Here is a 14,999-nt window from a genome sequence, read left to right as displayed (position 1 = left end):
TTTTCACCCAAATATCCCTCTCTCTCCCGCGCACCGCTTGCTATTCTTTGAGTCATTACGCAATGCCGGAGAGCGCAACCATCATGACTACCCCACTGCTGATCGCCCAGACGCCTGACCTTCAACTGCATCTGCTGCCCGCCATGGCTAACCGTCACGGACTGATAACCGGCGCGACCGGCACCGGAAAAACCGTGACGCTGCAAAAGCTGGCAGAATCCTTCTCCGCCATCGGCGTGCCGGTGTTTATGGCCGATGTCAAAGGCGATCTTTCCGGCATTGCGGCCGCAGGCGACGGCTCGGAAAAGCTGCTGGCGCGGCTGGCGAAGATTGGCGTCACCGACTGGCAGGCGCAGAAAAATCCGGTGATGCTGTGGGATATTTTCGGCCAGCAGGGCCATCCGGTGCGCGCAACGGTGTCCGATCTCGGCCCGCTGCTGCTGGCGCGACTGCTCAGCCTCAACGAGGTGCAGTCCGGCGTGCTGCAAATTATCTTCCGTATCGCCGACGATCAGGGCCTGCTACTGCTGGACTTCAAAGATTTGCGCGCCATGACGCAATACATCGGTGACAACGCTAAAGCATTTCAGACACAGTACGGCAATATCAGCAGCGCCTCGGTGGGCGCCATTCAGCGCGGCCTGCTGGCGCTGGAGCAGCAAGGGGCTGAACACTTCTTTGGCGAGCCAATGCTGGATATCCGTGACTGGATGCGCTGCGACGCTGATGGCAAAGGCTTCATCAATATCCTGGCAGCGGAAAAGCTTTATCAGCAGCCGAAACTCTACGCCACCAGCCTGCTGTGGCTGCTGGCGGAACTGTATGAACAGCTGCCGGAAGCCGGCGATCTGGAAAAACCAAAGATGGTGTTCTTCTTTGACGAAGCGCATCTGCTGTTTAACGACGCGCCGCCGGTGCTGCTGGAAAAAGTGGAACAGGTGATTCGCCTGATTCGCTCGAAAGGCGTTGGCGTGTACTTTGTCACGCAGAATCCGGCGGACATTCCGGATAATGTGCTCGGTCAGTTGGGTAACCGCGTGCAGCATGCGCTGCGTGCCTTCACGCCGAAAGACCAGAAAGCGGTGAAAAGCGCAGCCGAAACGATGCGCGCCAACCCGGCGTTTAATACCGTGGAGGCGATTCAGGCGCTGGGCACCGGCGAGGCGCTGATCTCCTTCCTCGATGAGAAAGGCAGTCCGTCGATGGTGCAGCGCGCCATGGTGATCGCGCCGGGCTCGCGCATGGGGCCGGCCACTCCTGATGAACGCAACAGCCTGATCAACCATTCGCCGCTGTACGGCAAATACGACAGTGCCGTCGATCGCGAATCGGCGTTCGAAATGTTACAGCAAGGCGTGCAGGCCGCGCCGCAGCAGGCCGATGCGCCGCCCAGCAAAGGCAATAGCGTGGCGGTGGATGACGGCATTCTGGGCGGGCTGAAAGAGATTCTGTTCGGCAGCACCGGGCCGCGCGGCGGCAAGCGCGACGGCGTGGTACAGAGCGTGGCGAAAAGCGCGGCGCGCCAGGTGACCAATCAGATCATCCGCGGCGTGCTGGGCAGTCTGCTCGGTGGACGCCGCCGTTAATCGCCCTCTGCTATGATCGTGGTATGGATAAATATCAACAATTAAAACGGAGCAAGCGTCTGGCCCTGTCGCTGCTGCTGATTGCCGCCGCGACCTTTGTCGTGACGCTGTTTCTGCCGCCCACGTTCTGGGTGCTGGGGCTGAAGGCGATTGCCGAAGCGGCGATGGTCGGCGCGCTGGCCGACTGGTTTGCGGTGGTGGCGCTGTTTCGTCGCGTGCCGGTACCGTTCATCTCGCGCCATACGGCAATCATTCCACGCAACAAAGATCGCATCGGCGAGAATCTTGGCCGCTTCGTGCAGGAGAAGTTTCTCGATACCGATTCGCTGCTGGCACTGATTCGCCGCCACGATCCGTCACAGCTGCTGGCGCAGTGGCTCAACACGCCGGGCAACGCCGATCGCATTGGTCGCCACCTGCTGCAGGTGATGCGCGGTTTCCTCGATCTTACTGACGATCAGCGTATTCAGCGCTTTTTGCGCCGCGCGGTGCATCGCGCACTGGATAAGGTCGATCTGACCCAGTCCAGCGCGCTGCTGCTGGACAGCCTGACCAAAAACAATCGCCATCAGGAGCTGCTGGACGCTGCGGTGCAACAGCTGCTGCGTCTGCTGCACAAACCCGGCACGCGCGAGTTTATCGCGCTGCAGATTGTGCGCTGGCTGAAACGCGAACATCCGATCAAAGCCAAAGTACTGCCGACCGAATGGCTGGGCGAACACAGCGCCGAGCTGGTCGCCAACGCGGTGGATTCGATTCTGGATGAAGTGGCGCGCGACCAGGGCCACGAATTCCGCCTCGGTTTTAACCGCGCGGTACAGCGCCTGATAGAGCGACTGAAAAGCGATCCGGAGATGGCCGAACGGGCTGAGACCATCAAACACTGGCTGAAAGAGGATGAGTCGTTTAACCGTTATATCGGCGAGCTGTGGCAGGACCTGCGCCGCTGGCTGAAGAGCGACCTCAACAGTGACGATTCGCGCGTGCAGGAGCGGGTGCGGCTGGCGGCGCTGTGGCTGGGCGAAACGCTCGCCGCCGATGAAGCACTGCGCGCCTCAATGAATCAGCATCTGGAAGACGCTGCACGCAGCGTCGCGCCGGAGTTCGCGGCGTTTCTCACCCGTCACATCAGCGATACGGTGAAGAGCTGGGATGCGCGCGAGATGTCGCAACAGATTGAGCTGAACATTGGTCGTGATTTGCAGTTTATCCGCATCAACGGCACGCTGGTGGGCGGTACCATTGGTCTGGTGCTGTTTTTGCTGTCGCAGCTGCCGGGTTGGCTGCAGACGTTGCGCTAACGGTGCGGGCATCGACCTGGTCGCCATGTATAAAAAAGGTCGCCATGAATGGCGACCCTACGGTAACGGTGCGGGAATGACAGGGGCGTCCTGAATCGCGCCCCTGCAACTATCACTACCGCCGCTTCAGCAACAGGTACAAACTGATGGCAAAGAATGCGCCGCTCGGCAGAATCGCGCCCAGCACCGGCGGTAAACCGTACACCAGACTCAGTGGCCCGAAGATCTGATCCAGCACGTAGAACAGGAAGCCAAAGCTGATGCCGGTGACCACGCGCACGCCCATCGATACGCTTCGCAGCGGACCAAAGATAAACGACAGCGCCATCAGCATCATCACCGCCACCGACAGCGGCTGGAAGATTTTGCCCCACATATTCAGCAGGTAGCGCCCGGATTCCTGGCCGCTCTGTTTGAGATATTTGCTGTAGTTATACAGACCGCTGATCGACAGCGCGTCCGGGTCCAGCGCCACCACGCCCAGCTTGTCTGGCGTCAGATTGGTTTTCCATTCGCCGCTCAGGCTCTGTGAACCGGTAATCTGCTTCGGATCTTTCAGGTCCGACTCATCCACCTGCGACAGCTCCCACAGTTTGCGATCTTTATTCCAGACCGCGGTGGCAGCATAGCGCACGCTCAGCAGACGCCGCTGGTCGGTAAAGCGATAGATACTGACGCCGTCGATCTCGTTGTCGCCTTTAATGCGCTCAATGTAGATAAAGTCGTTGCCGTCTTTCGCCCACAGGCCGTTTTGCGTCGATACCAGCGAGCCGCCATACAGCTGCTGCGCCCGGTAGTTACGCGCCATCTGCTCGCCCTGCGGGGCGACAAATTCGCCCACCGCCATGGTCAGCAGCACCAGCGGAATCGCGGTTTTCATTACCGCCAGCGCCACCTGCAGACGGGTAAAGCCGGAGGCCTGCATCACCACCAGTTCGCTGCGCTGCGCCAGCGTGCCCAGCCCCAGCAGCGCGCCCAGCAGCGCCGCCATCGGGAAGAAGATCTCGATATCTTTCGGCACGCTGAGCAGCGTGTAGTAACCGGCATCCAGCGCGGTATACGCGCCCTGCCCGGTTTTACGCAGCTGATCGACGAACTTAATGATGCCCGACAGCGACACCAGCATGAACAGCGTCATCATGATGGTGTTGAAGATGGTTTTGCCGATATAGCGGTCAAGGACCTTAAACATCACACGGATCCTCCACGGCTAAAGCGCGCGCGGAAGCGGCGCATCGGTACGGTATCCCACACGTTGAGCGCGACCGCCAGCGCCAGATACGCCAGGTTGACCACCCACATCCAGATCGCCGGATCAAACCGACCTTTCGCCGCGTTGGAGCGCAGCGAGCTCTGCAGCAGGAAGAAGATCAGGTAGAGCAGCATTGCCGGCAGCATCGACAGCACGCGGCCCTGGCGCGGGTTAACCACGCTGAGCGGCACCACCATCAGTGCCATCACCAGCACAGCGAACACCAGCGTCAGACGCCAGTGCAGCTCCGCCTGGAACTGCGGCGTTTTGGTTTTTATCAGCGTGCTGATATCGGCCTGATCGGCATCGTTAGGATCGAGCACCGCCTCTTTGTACCCCACCAGCGCCTGATAATTGACGAAGTCGGTAATACGGAAGTCACGCAGCAGCGCCGTGCCTTCAAAGCGTGTGCCTTTGTCCAGCGTCACGGTCTGCGAGCCATCTTTGTGCTGCTCCATGTGACCGCTGTCGGCCAGCACCACCGATGGCCGTGCATTGCCCTTCGGTCGCAGCTGCGCCAGGAACACGCTGCCGAACTTGTTGCCTTTCACGTCTTCGACGAACAGCACGGTATTGCCGTCGCTGGAGGTCTGGAACTGCCCCGCCGCCAGCGCAGCCGCTCCCGGGTTGGCTTTGGCATTTTGTGTCACTTCATCCTGATAGCGCGAGGACCACGGGCCAAGCCAGATCACGTTGACCGCCGCCACCAGCGAGGTGAACAGCATCAGGATCATCGCCGCTTTAATCAGGACGCCTTTACCCAGCCCGCAGGCGTGCATCACCGTAATTTCACTTTCGGTGTACAGCCGCCCAAGGGTCATTAAAATCGCCAGAAACAAGCTTAGGGGCAGGATAAGTTGTGCCATTTCAGGCACGCCAAGTCCTAACAATGTCAGAACCAGATTTGTTGGGATTTCGCCATCCACCGCCGCACCCAAAATCCTGACTAACTTCTGGCAAAAGAAGATAAGTAGCAGGATGAACAGGATAGCCAGCTGGCTTTTGAGCGTTTCCCGAACCAGATATCTAATGATGATCACGCTTAGTACGCCTGTGAAAACTTGTCTTTTTGCAGGAAAATCGCTAGTTTCAACGCTTATCAGCCATTTTTCTTCATCAATGGCCGTCATGGTAGCTAAAATAGTATGACGAACGCGTTAGGGTGGTGAAAAAACAACACATTGTCACCCCACTCATTATGGCCGCCGGCGTTAAATTGTCATGGCGTCGCAACAAATTAATGGGTTACGAACGCGCTACATTCTAACGACAGCTAAGGCCGTTGTCTTTAAGATTCAGGAGAGTGCATGGAGTTCAGTGTAAAAAGCGGTAGCCCGGAAAAACAGCGCAGCGCCTGCATTGTGGTTGGCGTTTTCGAACCGCGTCGTCTGTCACCGATTGCCGAGCAGCTGGATAAGATCAGCGATGGCTACATCAGTGCGCTGCTGCGCCGCGGTGAGCTGGAGGGCAAAGTGGGTCAGACGCTGCTGCTGCACCATGTGCCAAATATCCTGTCCGAACGTATCCTGCTGATCGGCTGTGGTAAAGAGCGCGAGCTGGATGAGCGCCAGTACAAACAGGTGATTCAGAAAACCATCAATACCCTGAACGACACCGGATCGATGGAAGCGGTGTGCTTCCTGACCGAGCTGCACGTTAAAGGGCGCAATACCTACTGGAAAGTGCGCCAGGCGGTAGAAACCTCTAAAGAGGCGCTGTACAACTTCGACCAGCTGAAAAGCAACAAAGTTGAGCCGCGCCGTCCGCTGCGCAAGCTGGTGTTCAACGTGCCGACCCGCCGTGAGCTGACCAGCGGTGAGCGCGCTATTCAGCACGGTCTGGCCGTTGCCGCCGGCGTCAAAGCGGCGAAAGACCTGAGCAATATGCCGCCGAATATTTGTAACGCCGCGTATCTGGCGTCGCAGGCACGTCAGCTGGCCGATGCGTACAGCAAAAACGTTACCACCCGCGTGATTGGCGAACAGCAGATGAAAGAGCTGGGCATGAACGCCTATCTGGCGGTCGGTGCCGGTTCGCACAACGAGTCGCTGATGTCGGTGATTGAGTACAAAGGCAGCAGCGACGCCGATGCGCGCCCTATCGTGCTGGTGGGCAAAGGGCTGACCTTTGACTCCGGCGGCATCTCCATCAAGCCTGCCGAGGCGATGGATGAGATGAAATATGACATGTGCGGCGCGGCGTCGGTGTACGGCGTGATGCGCATGGTGGCGGAGCTGAATCTGCCGCTGAATGTGGTCGGCGTGCTGGTGGGCTGTGAGAACATGCCGGACGGGCGCGCGATGCGTCCGGGCGACGTGCTGACCACCATGTCCGGCCAGACGGTTGAAGTGCTGAATACCGATGCCGAGGGCCGCCTGGTGCTGTGCGATGCGCTGACCTACGTTGAGCGCTTCGATCCGGAAGTGGTGATTGACGTCGCTACCCTGACTGGTGCCTGCGTGATCGCGCTGGGCCATCACGTCAGCGGGTTGATGTCGAACCACAATCCGCTGGCGCACGAGCTGATCAGCGCGTCAGAGCAGTCGGGCGACCGCGCGTGGCGTCTGCCGATGGCCGATGAGTATCAGGAGCAGCTGGAATCCAACTTTGCCGATATGGCTAACATCGGTGGCCGTCCGGGCGGCGCAATTACCGCCGCCTGCTTCCTGGCACGCTTTGCGCGCAAGTTTAACTGGGCGCACCTGGATATCGCCGGCACCGCCTGGCGCTCCGGCAAAGCCAAAGGCGCGACCGGCCGTCCGGTGCCGCTGCTGTCGCAGTTCCTGCTGAACCGCGCTGGCCTGAACGGCGACGATTAAGAGCCGGGGCGAATGCTGCAACGGTACGTATGAATGCGTTTGACAGCGTGCGGCCATTGGAACGGTGCGCATGAATGCGTTTGACGCCGTGCGGCCATTGATACGGTGCGCATGAATGCGTTAAATACCCTGCGGCCATTGATACGGTGCGCATGAATGCGCACCCTACGGGTGTAGGGTCGCCATTTATGGCGACCTGATTATCAGCCGCACGGTTTGTAAGGTCGCCATTGATGGCGACCTTATTATTGGACGCCGCAATCTTACTGTCGCACAATGCGCCCCACTGTCATTGATGGAAATAACCTGCCATGAAAAACGCCACCTTCTTCGTCATGGAGTCTGAAAGCGCCAGCGACGGCTTAAGCGCCATCGAAGCGCTGGTGTGCGATTTGGCCGCCAGCCGCTGGCGAGACGGTAAGCGCATCCTGATTGCCTGCGAAGATGAACAGCAGGCCAATCGGCTGGATGAAGCACTGTGGCAGCGTCCGGCCAACGCCTTTGTGCCGCACAACCTGGCCGGCGAAGGCCCGCGCTACGGCGCGCCGGTTGAGCTGGCATGGCCGCAGCGACGCGGCAGTGCGCCGCGCGATCTGCTGATCAGCCTGCTGCCGCAGTTCGCAGATTTTGCTACCGGTTTCCATGAAGTGATAGACTTCGTACCTTATGAAGAATCCCTGAAACAACTGGCGCGCGACCGCTATAAAGCGTATCGCAGCGTTGGTTTCCAATTGAATACGGCGACGCCACCCCCGCCGCAAACGACATAGCAGATATGGAAAAGACATATAACCCGCAAGATATCGAGCAGCCGCTCTACGAGCACTGGGAACAGCAGGGCTACTTCAAACCGAATGGCGATACCAGCCAGGAAAGCTTTTGCATCATGATCCCGCCGCCGAACGTCACCGGTAGCTTGCATATGGGTCACGCCTTCCAGCAAACCATCATGGATACCATGATCCGCTACCAGCGCATGCAGGGTAAAAACACCCTGTGGCAGGCAGGTACGGACCACGCCGGTATCGCCACGCAGATGGTGGTTGAGCGCAAGATCGCCGCTGAAGAGGGCAAAACGCGTCAGGATTACGGTCGTGACGCCTTTATCGAAAAAATCTGGCAGTGGAAGGCTGAATCCGGCGGCACCATCACCCGCCAGATGCGTCGCCTTGGCAACTCGGTTGACTGGGAGCGCGAGCGCTTCACCATGGATGAAGGCCTGTCCAACGCGGTGAAAGAAGTCTTCGTCCGTCTGTACAAAGAAAACCTGATTTACCGTGGCAAGCGCCTGGTGAACTGGGACCCGAAACTGCGCACGGCGATCTCTGATCTCGAAGTGGAAAACCGCGAGAGCAAAGGCTCAATGTGGCACATTCGCTATCCGCTGGCGGACGGCGTGAAAACTGCCGAAGGCAAAGATTACCTGGTGGTGGCCACCACCCGTCCGGAAACCCTGCTGGGCGATACCGGCGTGGCGGTCAACCCGGAAGATCCACGTTATAAAGATCTGATCGGCAAAGAGGTGATCCTGCCGCTGGTGAACCGTCGTATTCCGATCGTCGGCGACGAACACGCCGATATGGAGAAAGGCACCGGCTGCGTGAAGATCACCCCGGCGCACGACTTCAACGACTACGAAGTGGGCCGTCGTCACAAGCTGCCGATGATCAACATCCTGACCTTTGATGGCGACATCCGCGAGCGTGCGGAAGTGTTCGACACCAACGGTGAAGTCAGCGATGCCTGTTCCGATGAAATTCCGCCGCAGTTTCAGAAGATGGAGCGTTTCGCCGCGCGTAAAGCGATTGTCGCCGCCGTTGACGAGCTCGGCCTGCTCGACGAAATCAAACCACACGATCTGACGGTACCCTACGGCGACCGCGGCGGCGTGGTGATCGAGCCGATGCTGACCGATCAGTGGTACGTACGCACGGCACCGCTGGCGAAAGTCGCGGTGGAAGCGGTAGAAAACGGCGATATCCAGTTTGTGCCGAAGCAGTATGAAAACATGTACTTCTCGTGGATGCGCGACATCCAGGACTGGTGCATTTCGCGACAGCTGTGGTGGGGCCACCGTATTCCGGCCTGGTACGACAACAACGGTAACGTCTATGTTGGCCGCAGCGAAGAAGAAGTGCGTCAGGAAAATAATCTGGCCGCCGACGTGACGCTGCGCCAGGATGACGACGTGCTTGATACCTGGTTCTCTTCCGGCCTGTGGACATTCTCTACGCTGGGCTGGCCGGAGAATACCGAAGCGCTGCGCACCTTCCATCCTACCAGCGTGCTGGTGAGCGGCTTCGACATCATCTTCTTCTGGATTGCGCGCATGATCATGCTGACCATGCACTTCATCAAAGATGAAAACGGCAAGCCACAGGTACCGTTTAAAACCGTTTACATGACTGGTTTAATCCGCGATGAAGAAGGCCAGAAGATGTCCAAGTCGAAAGGCAACGTCATCGATCCGCTGGATATGGTAGACGGCATTTCGCTGGAAGATCTGCTGGAGAAACGCACCGGCAACATGATGCAGCCGCAGCTGGCTGAGAAGATTCGCAAACGCACCGAGAAGCAGTTCCCGGACGGTATCGTGCCTTCCGGCACCGATGCGCTGCGCTTCACCCTCGCCGCGCTGGCGTCCACCGGTCGTGACATCAACTGGGATATGAAGCGCCTGGAAGGCTACCGCAACTTCTGTAACAAGCTGTGGAACGCCAGCCGCTTCGTGCTGATGAACACCGAAGATCAGGATTGCGGCCAGAACGGCGGCGAGCTGAAGCTGTCACTGGCGGATCGCTGGATCCTGACGGAATTCAACAGCACCGTGAAAGCGTACCGTGAAGCGCTGGATAGCTATCGCTTTGATATCGCTGCCAACATTCTGTACGACTTCACCTGGAACCAGTTCTGTGACTGGTATCTGGAGCTGACCAAGCCGGTGATGAACAGCGGCAGCGAAGCGGAGCTGCGCGGCACGCGCAACACGCTGGTGACGGTGCTGGAAGCGTTGCTGCGCCTGGCGCATCCGATCATCCCGTTCATTACCGAGACCATCTGGCAGCGCGTGAAAGTGCTGAAGAACATCGACCACGATACCATCATGCTGCAGCCGTTCCCGCAGTATGACGCGGCGAAGGAAGACGCGGAAGCGAAGGCCGATATCGAGTGGATGAAGCAGGCGATTGTGGCGGTGCGTAATATCCGTGCCGAAATGAACATCGCGCCGAGCAAGCCGCTCGACGTGCTGCTGCGCGACTGCTCGCCGGCGGCGCAGCGTCGTGTTGAAGAGAACCGCAACTTCCTGTCGCGCCTGGCGCGTCTGGAGAGCCTGACCATTCTGCCAGCCGGCGAGAAAGGTCCGGTCTCGGTGACCAAGATTGTTGATGGCGCAGAGCTGCTGATCCCGATGGCAGACTTGGTCAACAAGGAAGCCGAGCTGGAGCGTCTGGCGAAAGAGCTGGTGAAGCTGGATGTTGAGATCGAGAAGATTCAGACCAAACTGGCTAACGAAGGCTTTGTATCGCGCGCACCGGAAGCGGTGGTGGCGAAAGAGCGCGAGCGCGTAGCCGAGCTGGAGCAATCAAAAGCAAAACTGATTGAACAGCAGGGCGTGATTGCGGCATTGTAAGCGCTTCAGTCCTGACGCTTAATCGAAGCCGGGCACTGCCCGGCTTTTTTCTATCGGAAGATTATGATGACCACCGCCACGCCACTTAACCTGCAGGTGCGCCCGATTGTCGCCGCCGATAATCCGCGGATTGCGCAGGTGATCCGCGATGTCTCCGCCGAGTTCGGCCTGACGGCGGATAAAGGTTATACCGTGTCCGACCCGCAGCTCGATCGGTTGTTTGAGCTGTACAGTGCGGCGGACAGCGCTTACTGGATCGTGGAGCATGAAGGTCAGGTGGTCGGCGGCGGCGGCGTGGCACCGCTCGCCTGCAGCGCACCGGATATCTGTGAGTTGCAGAAGATGTATTTCCTGCCGTCGGTGCGCGGGCTGGGTTTAGCGCGCGAACTGGCGCTGCGCGCAATGGATTTTGCCCGCCAGCGCGGGTTCCGGCGCTGCTACCTGGAGACCACCGGCAGCCTGACGCGCGCCATTAAGCTCTACCAATCGCTGGGCTTTGAACAGATTGCGGACGCGATGGGCTGTACCGGCCACGTGGATTGCGAAGTGAGAATGCTGCGGGTGTTGTGAGGGAAAAACCGCTCACTTCTCTGCCGCAACGCCCTGCGCCAGCTGACCAATCAACGCCCCCAGCGTCTCTACCGCCGCCTCAGCGCGTGCATCCCACGGCCAGGCAGTGTTGAAGCGGAAGCAGTGGCTAAAACTCTCGCTGCTGGAAAACAGCTGGCCTGGCGCAATACTGATGCCCTGCTGCAGCGCCAGGTGATACAGCTGCGTGGCGTTGATCTGCTCCGGCAAGCTAATCCACAAAAAGTAGCCTCCGGGCGTATCGCTGATGTGCGCCTCGGCGGGCAGCACGCGGCGCAGCGCCTGCTGTGCCAGCTGTTTGCGCTTCGCCAGCGTCTGGCGCAGCTTTTTCAGATGCGTATCGTAGCTGCGGGTGCTGAGAAAATCCGCCAGCGCCAGCTGCATCGGCGCGCTGGTCGAGAGCGTACTCATCATCTGAATGCGCTGCACGCGCTGCGCGTAGCGCCCCGCCGCGACCCAGCCCACGCGAAATCCCGCCACCAGATTTTTCGAAAAGCTGCCGCAGTGCAGCACGTAACCCTCGCGGTCGAACGCTCTGGCCGGCAACGGCTTATCGTGGCCGTGATACAGGTCGCTGTAGACGTCGTCCTCTATCATCGCCACCTGATAACGCGTCAGCAGTGCCACCAGCTGCTGTTTGCGCCCGGCGCTGAGCGTGAAGCCGAGCGGATTCTGCCGGTTGGTCATCAGCCAGCAGGCTTTCACCGGCCAGCGCTGCAGCGCCTGCTCCAGCTCATCCAGATCGATGCCCTGCTCCACATCGCTGGCGATAGCAATCGCGTTCAGCTTAAGCCGTTCAATCGCCTGCAACGCGCCATAGAAGGAAGGGTTCTCAATCACCACCCAGTCGCCCGGTTCGGTCACCGCCTGCAGGCTGAGGTTCAGCGCTTCCATCGCACCGTTGGTAATGACAATGTCATCCGGCGACAGCGTAATGCCCTGCTGCGCATAACGCTGGGCGAGGATTTTTCGCAGCGCTTCATTACCGGGCGGCAGATTATTCAGGGCATCGGTGGGTTTAAGATTGTGCGAGACCTTCACCAGCGAGCGCATCAGCTGGCGCTGGGGAAACAGTTCCGGATCGGGGAAAGCAGAACCAAACGGCATGATGGCCGGATCGCGCGTCGCCTGCAGCACATCAAACACGAAGCTGTTGGTATCGGCCTGATCGGTTTTAGCGATTGCCTGGGTTGGCAAACGCGGACGGCTCTCCGCCGCGCGCGGTGCCACGTAGTAGCCCGACTGCGGCTTCGACACAATCCAGCCCTGGCTCTCCAGCACTTCGTAAGCGTGCATCACCGTCATCAGGCTCAACCCGCTCTGCTCCGCCTGCTGGCGCAGCGACGGCAGCTTTTCACCCGGCGGCCAGATGCGTGCTTCGATTTGCGTACGTAGCTGATCTACCAGCTGCTGGTATTTGGCCATGGCGCCTCCGCTGCGGAAATGTCGCGCGCCAGTTTACATGGATTGATTCGGAGAGGATATCGCGTCCTCAGAGACATTCAGAACTAATGTTGCACCGTACGACTGGAAGCTGAGCGAAGGTGTCGGGGATGCTGCGACTTTTTGTTGGGTTGGGTGCGGTCTGGCCCTCACCCCGGCCCTCTCCCGCACGCGGGAGAGGGAGAAAAGACACACAGCGCGCACGTGGGATAGGGGGAATGATGTACCGCTATGCCCCTACTCCACCGTCAGCGCTGCGGGTTTGTCCTTCACAAAGTCCGGCAGCTCGCTGATGCGCTCTGGCGGCAGCGGTTTGCCCAGCAGGAAGCCCTGCAGGGTGTCGCAGCCGAGCCCGGTGAGGAACGCCTGCTGATCCTGGGTTTCCACGCCTTCGGCCACCACTTTGAGATCCAGCGACTGCGCCAGTGCGACGATGGCGGAGACGATGGTTGCGTCTTCCGATTTCGCCTGCAGCTCGTTAACAAAAGCGCGGTCGATTTTCAGCTCGCTGGCCGGTAAGCGCTTGAGATACAGCAGGCTGGAGTAGCCGGTGCCGAAGTCATCAATCGAGGCTTTTACCCCCATGCTGGTTAGCTCGGTGAGGATGCGCACGCTCTCTTCCGGATCGCGCATCGCGGTGGTTTCGGTGACTTCCAGCGTCAGCAGCTCCGCCGGGATCTGGTGCTGTTCCAGCGCCTGCGTCACGGTGTCGACCAGGTTGCACTGCTCAAACTGTAAGGCAGAGAGGTTCACCGCCACCGACCAGTGCGGATGGCCCTGCTGGTGCCAGATGTGCAACTGGCGGCAAGCCTCGTTGATCACCCAGTTGCCGATATTAATGATCATGCCGGTCTTCTCGGCAATCGGCAAAAACTTGTCCGGCGTCAGCAGGCCGCGCGTCGGGTGCTGCCAGCGCAGCAGCGCTTCGAAGCCAATGATCGGCCCGCTCGGCGCGCAGTACTTAGGCTGATAGAACAGACGCAGCTCGTTGCTATCCAGCGCCTGCCACAGATCGTTATTAAGCTGCAGCTGCGACTGCGCCAGCGTGTTCATGGACGGCTGGAAGAAGTTGTAGCCGTTGCGGCCGTTGTTCTTGGTGTGATACATCGCGGCGTCGGCGTTAAACATCAGCTCGCGCTCGTCCTTGCCATCACCGGGATAAACGGCGATGCCGATACTCAGCGACACCATCAGCTCGTAGCGTGACACGCTAAACGGGCGATCCACGGCTTTTACCAGCGCATCCGCCACCGCTGCGGCATCGTTGGGATCGCCGATCTCAATCAGCAGCACGAACTCGTCACCGCCCAGTCGCGCCAGCGTGTAGTGCCCTTTCATCTGGTCGGTCATGCGTTCGGTTACCGCAATCAGCAGGTTATCGCCGACGTGGTGACCAAAGGCATCGTTGACCGCTTTGAAACCGTCGAGATCCATAAACATCAGCGCAAACTGCGAGCGCTCGCGGTTGGCCTTGTTGATCGCCTGCTCGAGGCGATCCTCCAGCAGGATGCGGTTCGGCAGTCGCGTCAGGTTATCGTGCAGCGCCAGCTGCGCCAGCTCGCGGTTGGCCTCTGCCAGCGAGCGCGCGAGGATCGAGGTGCGCGCCTGCATACGCGCGTCGAGCATCGAAACCAGCAGCGTAATGCCGAGGATCGCCAGCGTCACTACCGTGACCAGCATCGCCAGCCAGTCGCTGTTCACGCCGTGATGCGTGGCGTGACTGTGCATCGGGAAGTTCGCCGCCGCCATGCCGGTATAGTGCATGCCGGCAATGGCGCAGCCCATCACCACGGCCGCCCCGACGCGCAGTAGCGTGACGCGGCCATGCCCTTCGCGCAGGTTGAACGCCAGCCACAGCGCGGCACCGGAAGCCACCAGCGCAATCAGCACCGAAACCGCAATCCAGCCCCAGTTCCAGCTGATGCCCGGCTCAAACATCAGCGCCGCCATGCCGGTGTAGTGCATCGCCACCACGCCGGAACCCAGTACCAGCGCGCCGCCCAGCAGTCGTCGCCACGGCAAGTCGCCGGACGAGCACACCAGCCACAGGGCAAAGATGGAGGCAAGAATCGCCACCACCATTGAGGCGGCGGTGAGCAGCGGATCGTAGCTCATCACCATATCCAGGCTCATCGACAGCATGCCGATAAAGTGCATGGCCCAGATGCCCACGCCCATGGCGAAACCGCCGCCCAACAGCCAGACCAGCGCCACCCGGCCGGTCGAGGAAGCGACGCGCCCCGCCATATCCAGCGCGGTAAACGAGGCCAGCATCGCTACCAGTATCGAAACGAGAACGGTAAACGCATCGTACGAAGTCACTAACATAGTGATTTCCCATATAAAAAAGCTGCGTTAAGTCAGCTGTGGTGTTGTTGA

Annotated in this window: 10 protein-coding genes; 6 read left to right on the top strand and 4 right to left on the bottom strand. The window is 59.6% G+C overall.

What is annotated here, in order from left to right:
• Nucleotides 1-83: 83 nt before the first annotated feature.
• Complete coding sequence (locus C1N56_RS02985; RefSeq protein WP_058757213.1) at nucleotides 84-1,586, top strand: helicase HerA-like C-terminal domain-containing protein; 1,503 nt, start codon at nucleotides 84-86, stop codon at nucleotides 1,584-1,586.
• Nucleotides 1,587-1,609: 23 nt separating this feature from the next.
• A complete protein-coding gene (locus C1N56_RS02980) occupies nucleotides 1,610-2,887 on the top strand; it encodes a DUF445 domain-containing protein (protein ID WP_058781930.1) in 1,278 nt (425 codons plus the stop codon).
• Between the two features lie 115 nt (nucleotides 2,888-3,002).
• Here the strand turns inward: C1N56_RS02980 and lptG are convergent, their stop codons facing one another.
• Nucleotides 3,003-4,079 (bottom strand): LPS export ABC transporter permease LptG, encoded by a 1,077-nt coding sequence (gene lptG / locus C1N56_RS02975; protein ID WP_021506721.1) that lies wholly within the window; start codon nucleotides 4,077-4,079, stop codon nucleotides 3,003-3,005.
• Complete coding sequence (gene lptF / locus C1N56_RS02970) at nucleotides 4,079-5,179, bottom strand: LPS export ABC transporter permease LptF (RefSeq protein WP_031279533.1); 1,101 nt, start codon at nucleotides 5,177-5,179, stop codon at nucleotides 4,079-4,081. Before lptF ends, lptG begins: the two co-directional genes overlap by 1 nt.
• Before the next feature lie 267 nt (nucleotides 5,180-5,446).
• Between lptF and pepA the strand changes: the two genes are divergently transcribed.
• The 4 genes from pepA to C1N56_RS02950 all read left to right on the top strand — a co-directional run bounded on the left by pepA (nucleotide 5,447) and on the right by C1N56_RS02950 (nucleotide 11,159).
• The gene (pepA, locus tag C1N56_RS02965) at nucleotides 5,447-6,958 is read left to right on the top strand and encodes a leucyl aminopeptidase (RefSeq protein WP_021506719.1); all 1,512 of its coding nucleotides are present in this window, start codon (nucleotides 5,447-5,449) and stop codon (nucleotides 6,956-6,958) included.
• Between the two features lie 311 nt (nucleotides 6,959-7,269).
• Nucleotides 7,270-7,728 (top strand): DNA polymerase III subunit chi, encoded by a 459-nt coding sequence (locus tag C1N56_RS02960; protein ID WP_021506718.1) that lies wholly within the window; start codon nucleotides 7,270-7,272, stop codon nucleotides 7,726-7,728.
• A 5-nt stretch (nucleotides 7,729-7,733) separates the two neighbouring features.
• Entirely contained in the window at nucleotides 7,734-10,589 is a 2,856-nt protein-coding gene (locus C1N56_RS02955) for a valine--tRNA ligase (protein WP_058757216.1), read from the top strand.
• Nucleotides 10,590-10,652: 63 nt separating this feature from the next.
• Nucleotides 10,653-11,159, top strand: a complete 507-nt coding sequence (locus C1N56_RS02950; protein WP_370586218.1) for a GNAT family N-acetyltransferase — start codon at nucleotides 10,653-10,655, stop codon at nucleotides 11,157-11,159.
• Between the two features lie 12 nt (nucleotides 11,160-11,171).
• Here the strand turns inward: C1N56_RS02950 and C1N56_RS02945 are convergent, their stop codons facing one another.
• The gene (locus tag C1N56_RS02945) at nucleotides 11,172-12,602 is read right to left on the bottom strand and encodes an aminotransferase-like domain-containing protein (protein WP_394517100.1); all 1,431 of its coding nucleotides are present in this window, start codon (nucleotides 12,600-12,602) and stop codon (nucleotides 11,172-11,174) included.
• 255 nt (nucleotides 12,603-12,857) lie between these two features.
• On the bottom strand, nucleotides 12,858-14,948 hold the full coding sequence (locus tag C1N56_RS02940; RefSeq protein ID WP_058757218.1) for a putative bifunctional diguanylate cyclase/phosphodiesterase: 2,091 nt from the start codon (nucleotides 14,946-14,948) through the stop codon (nucleotides 12,858-12,860).
• Nucleotides 14,949-14,999 lie beyond the last annotated feature (51 nt).

This window comes from Pantoea sp. SGAir0175, assembly GCF_043547855.1.
Note: the sequence above shows the minus strand (reverse complement) of the source record. Positions and strands in the feature narration are given on the sequence as shown.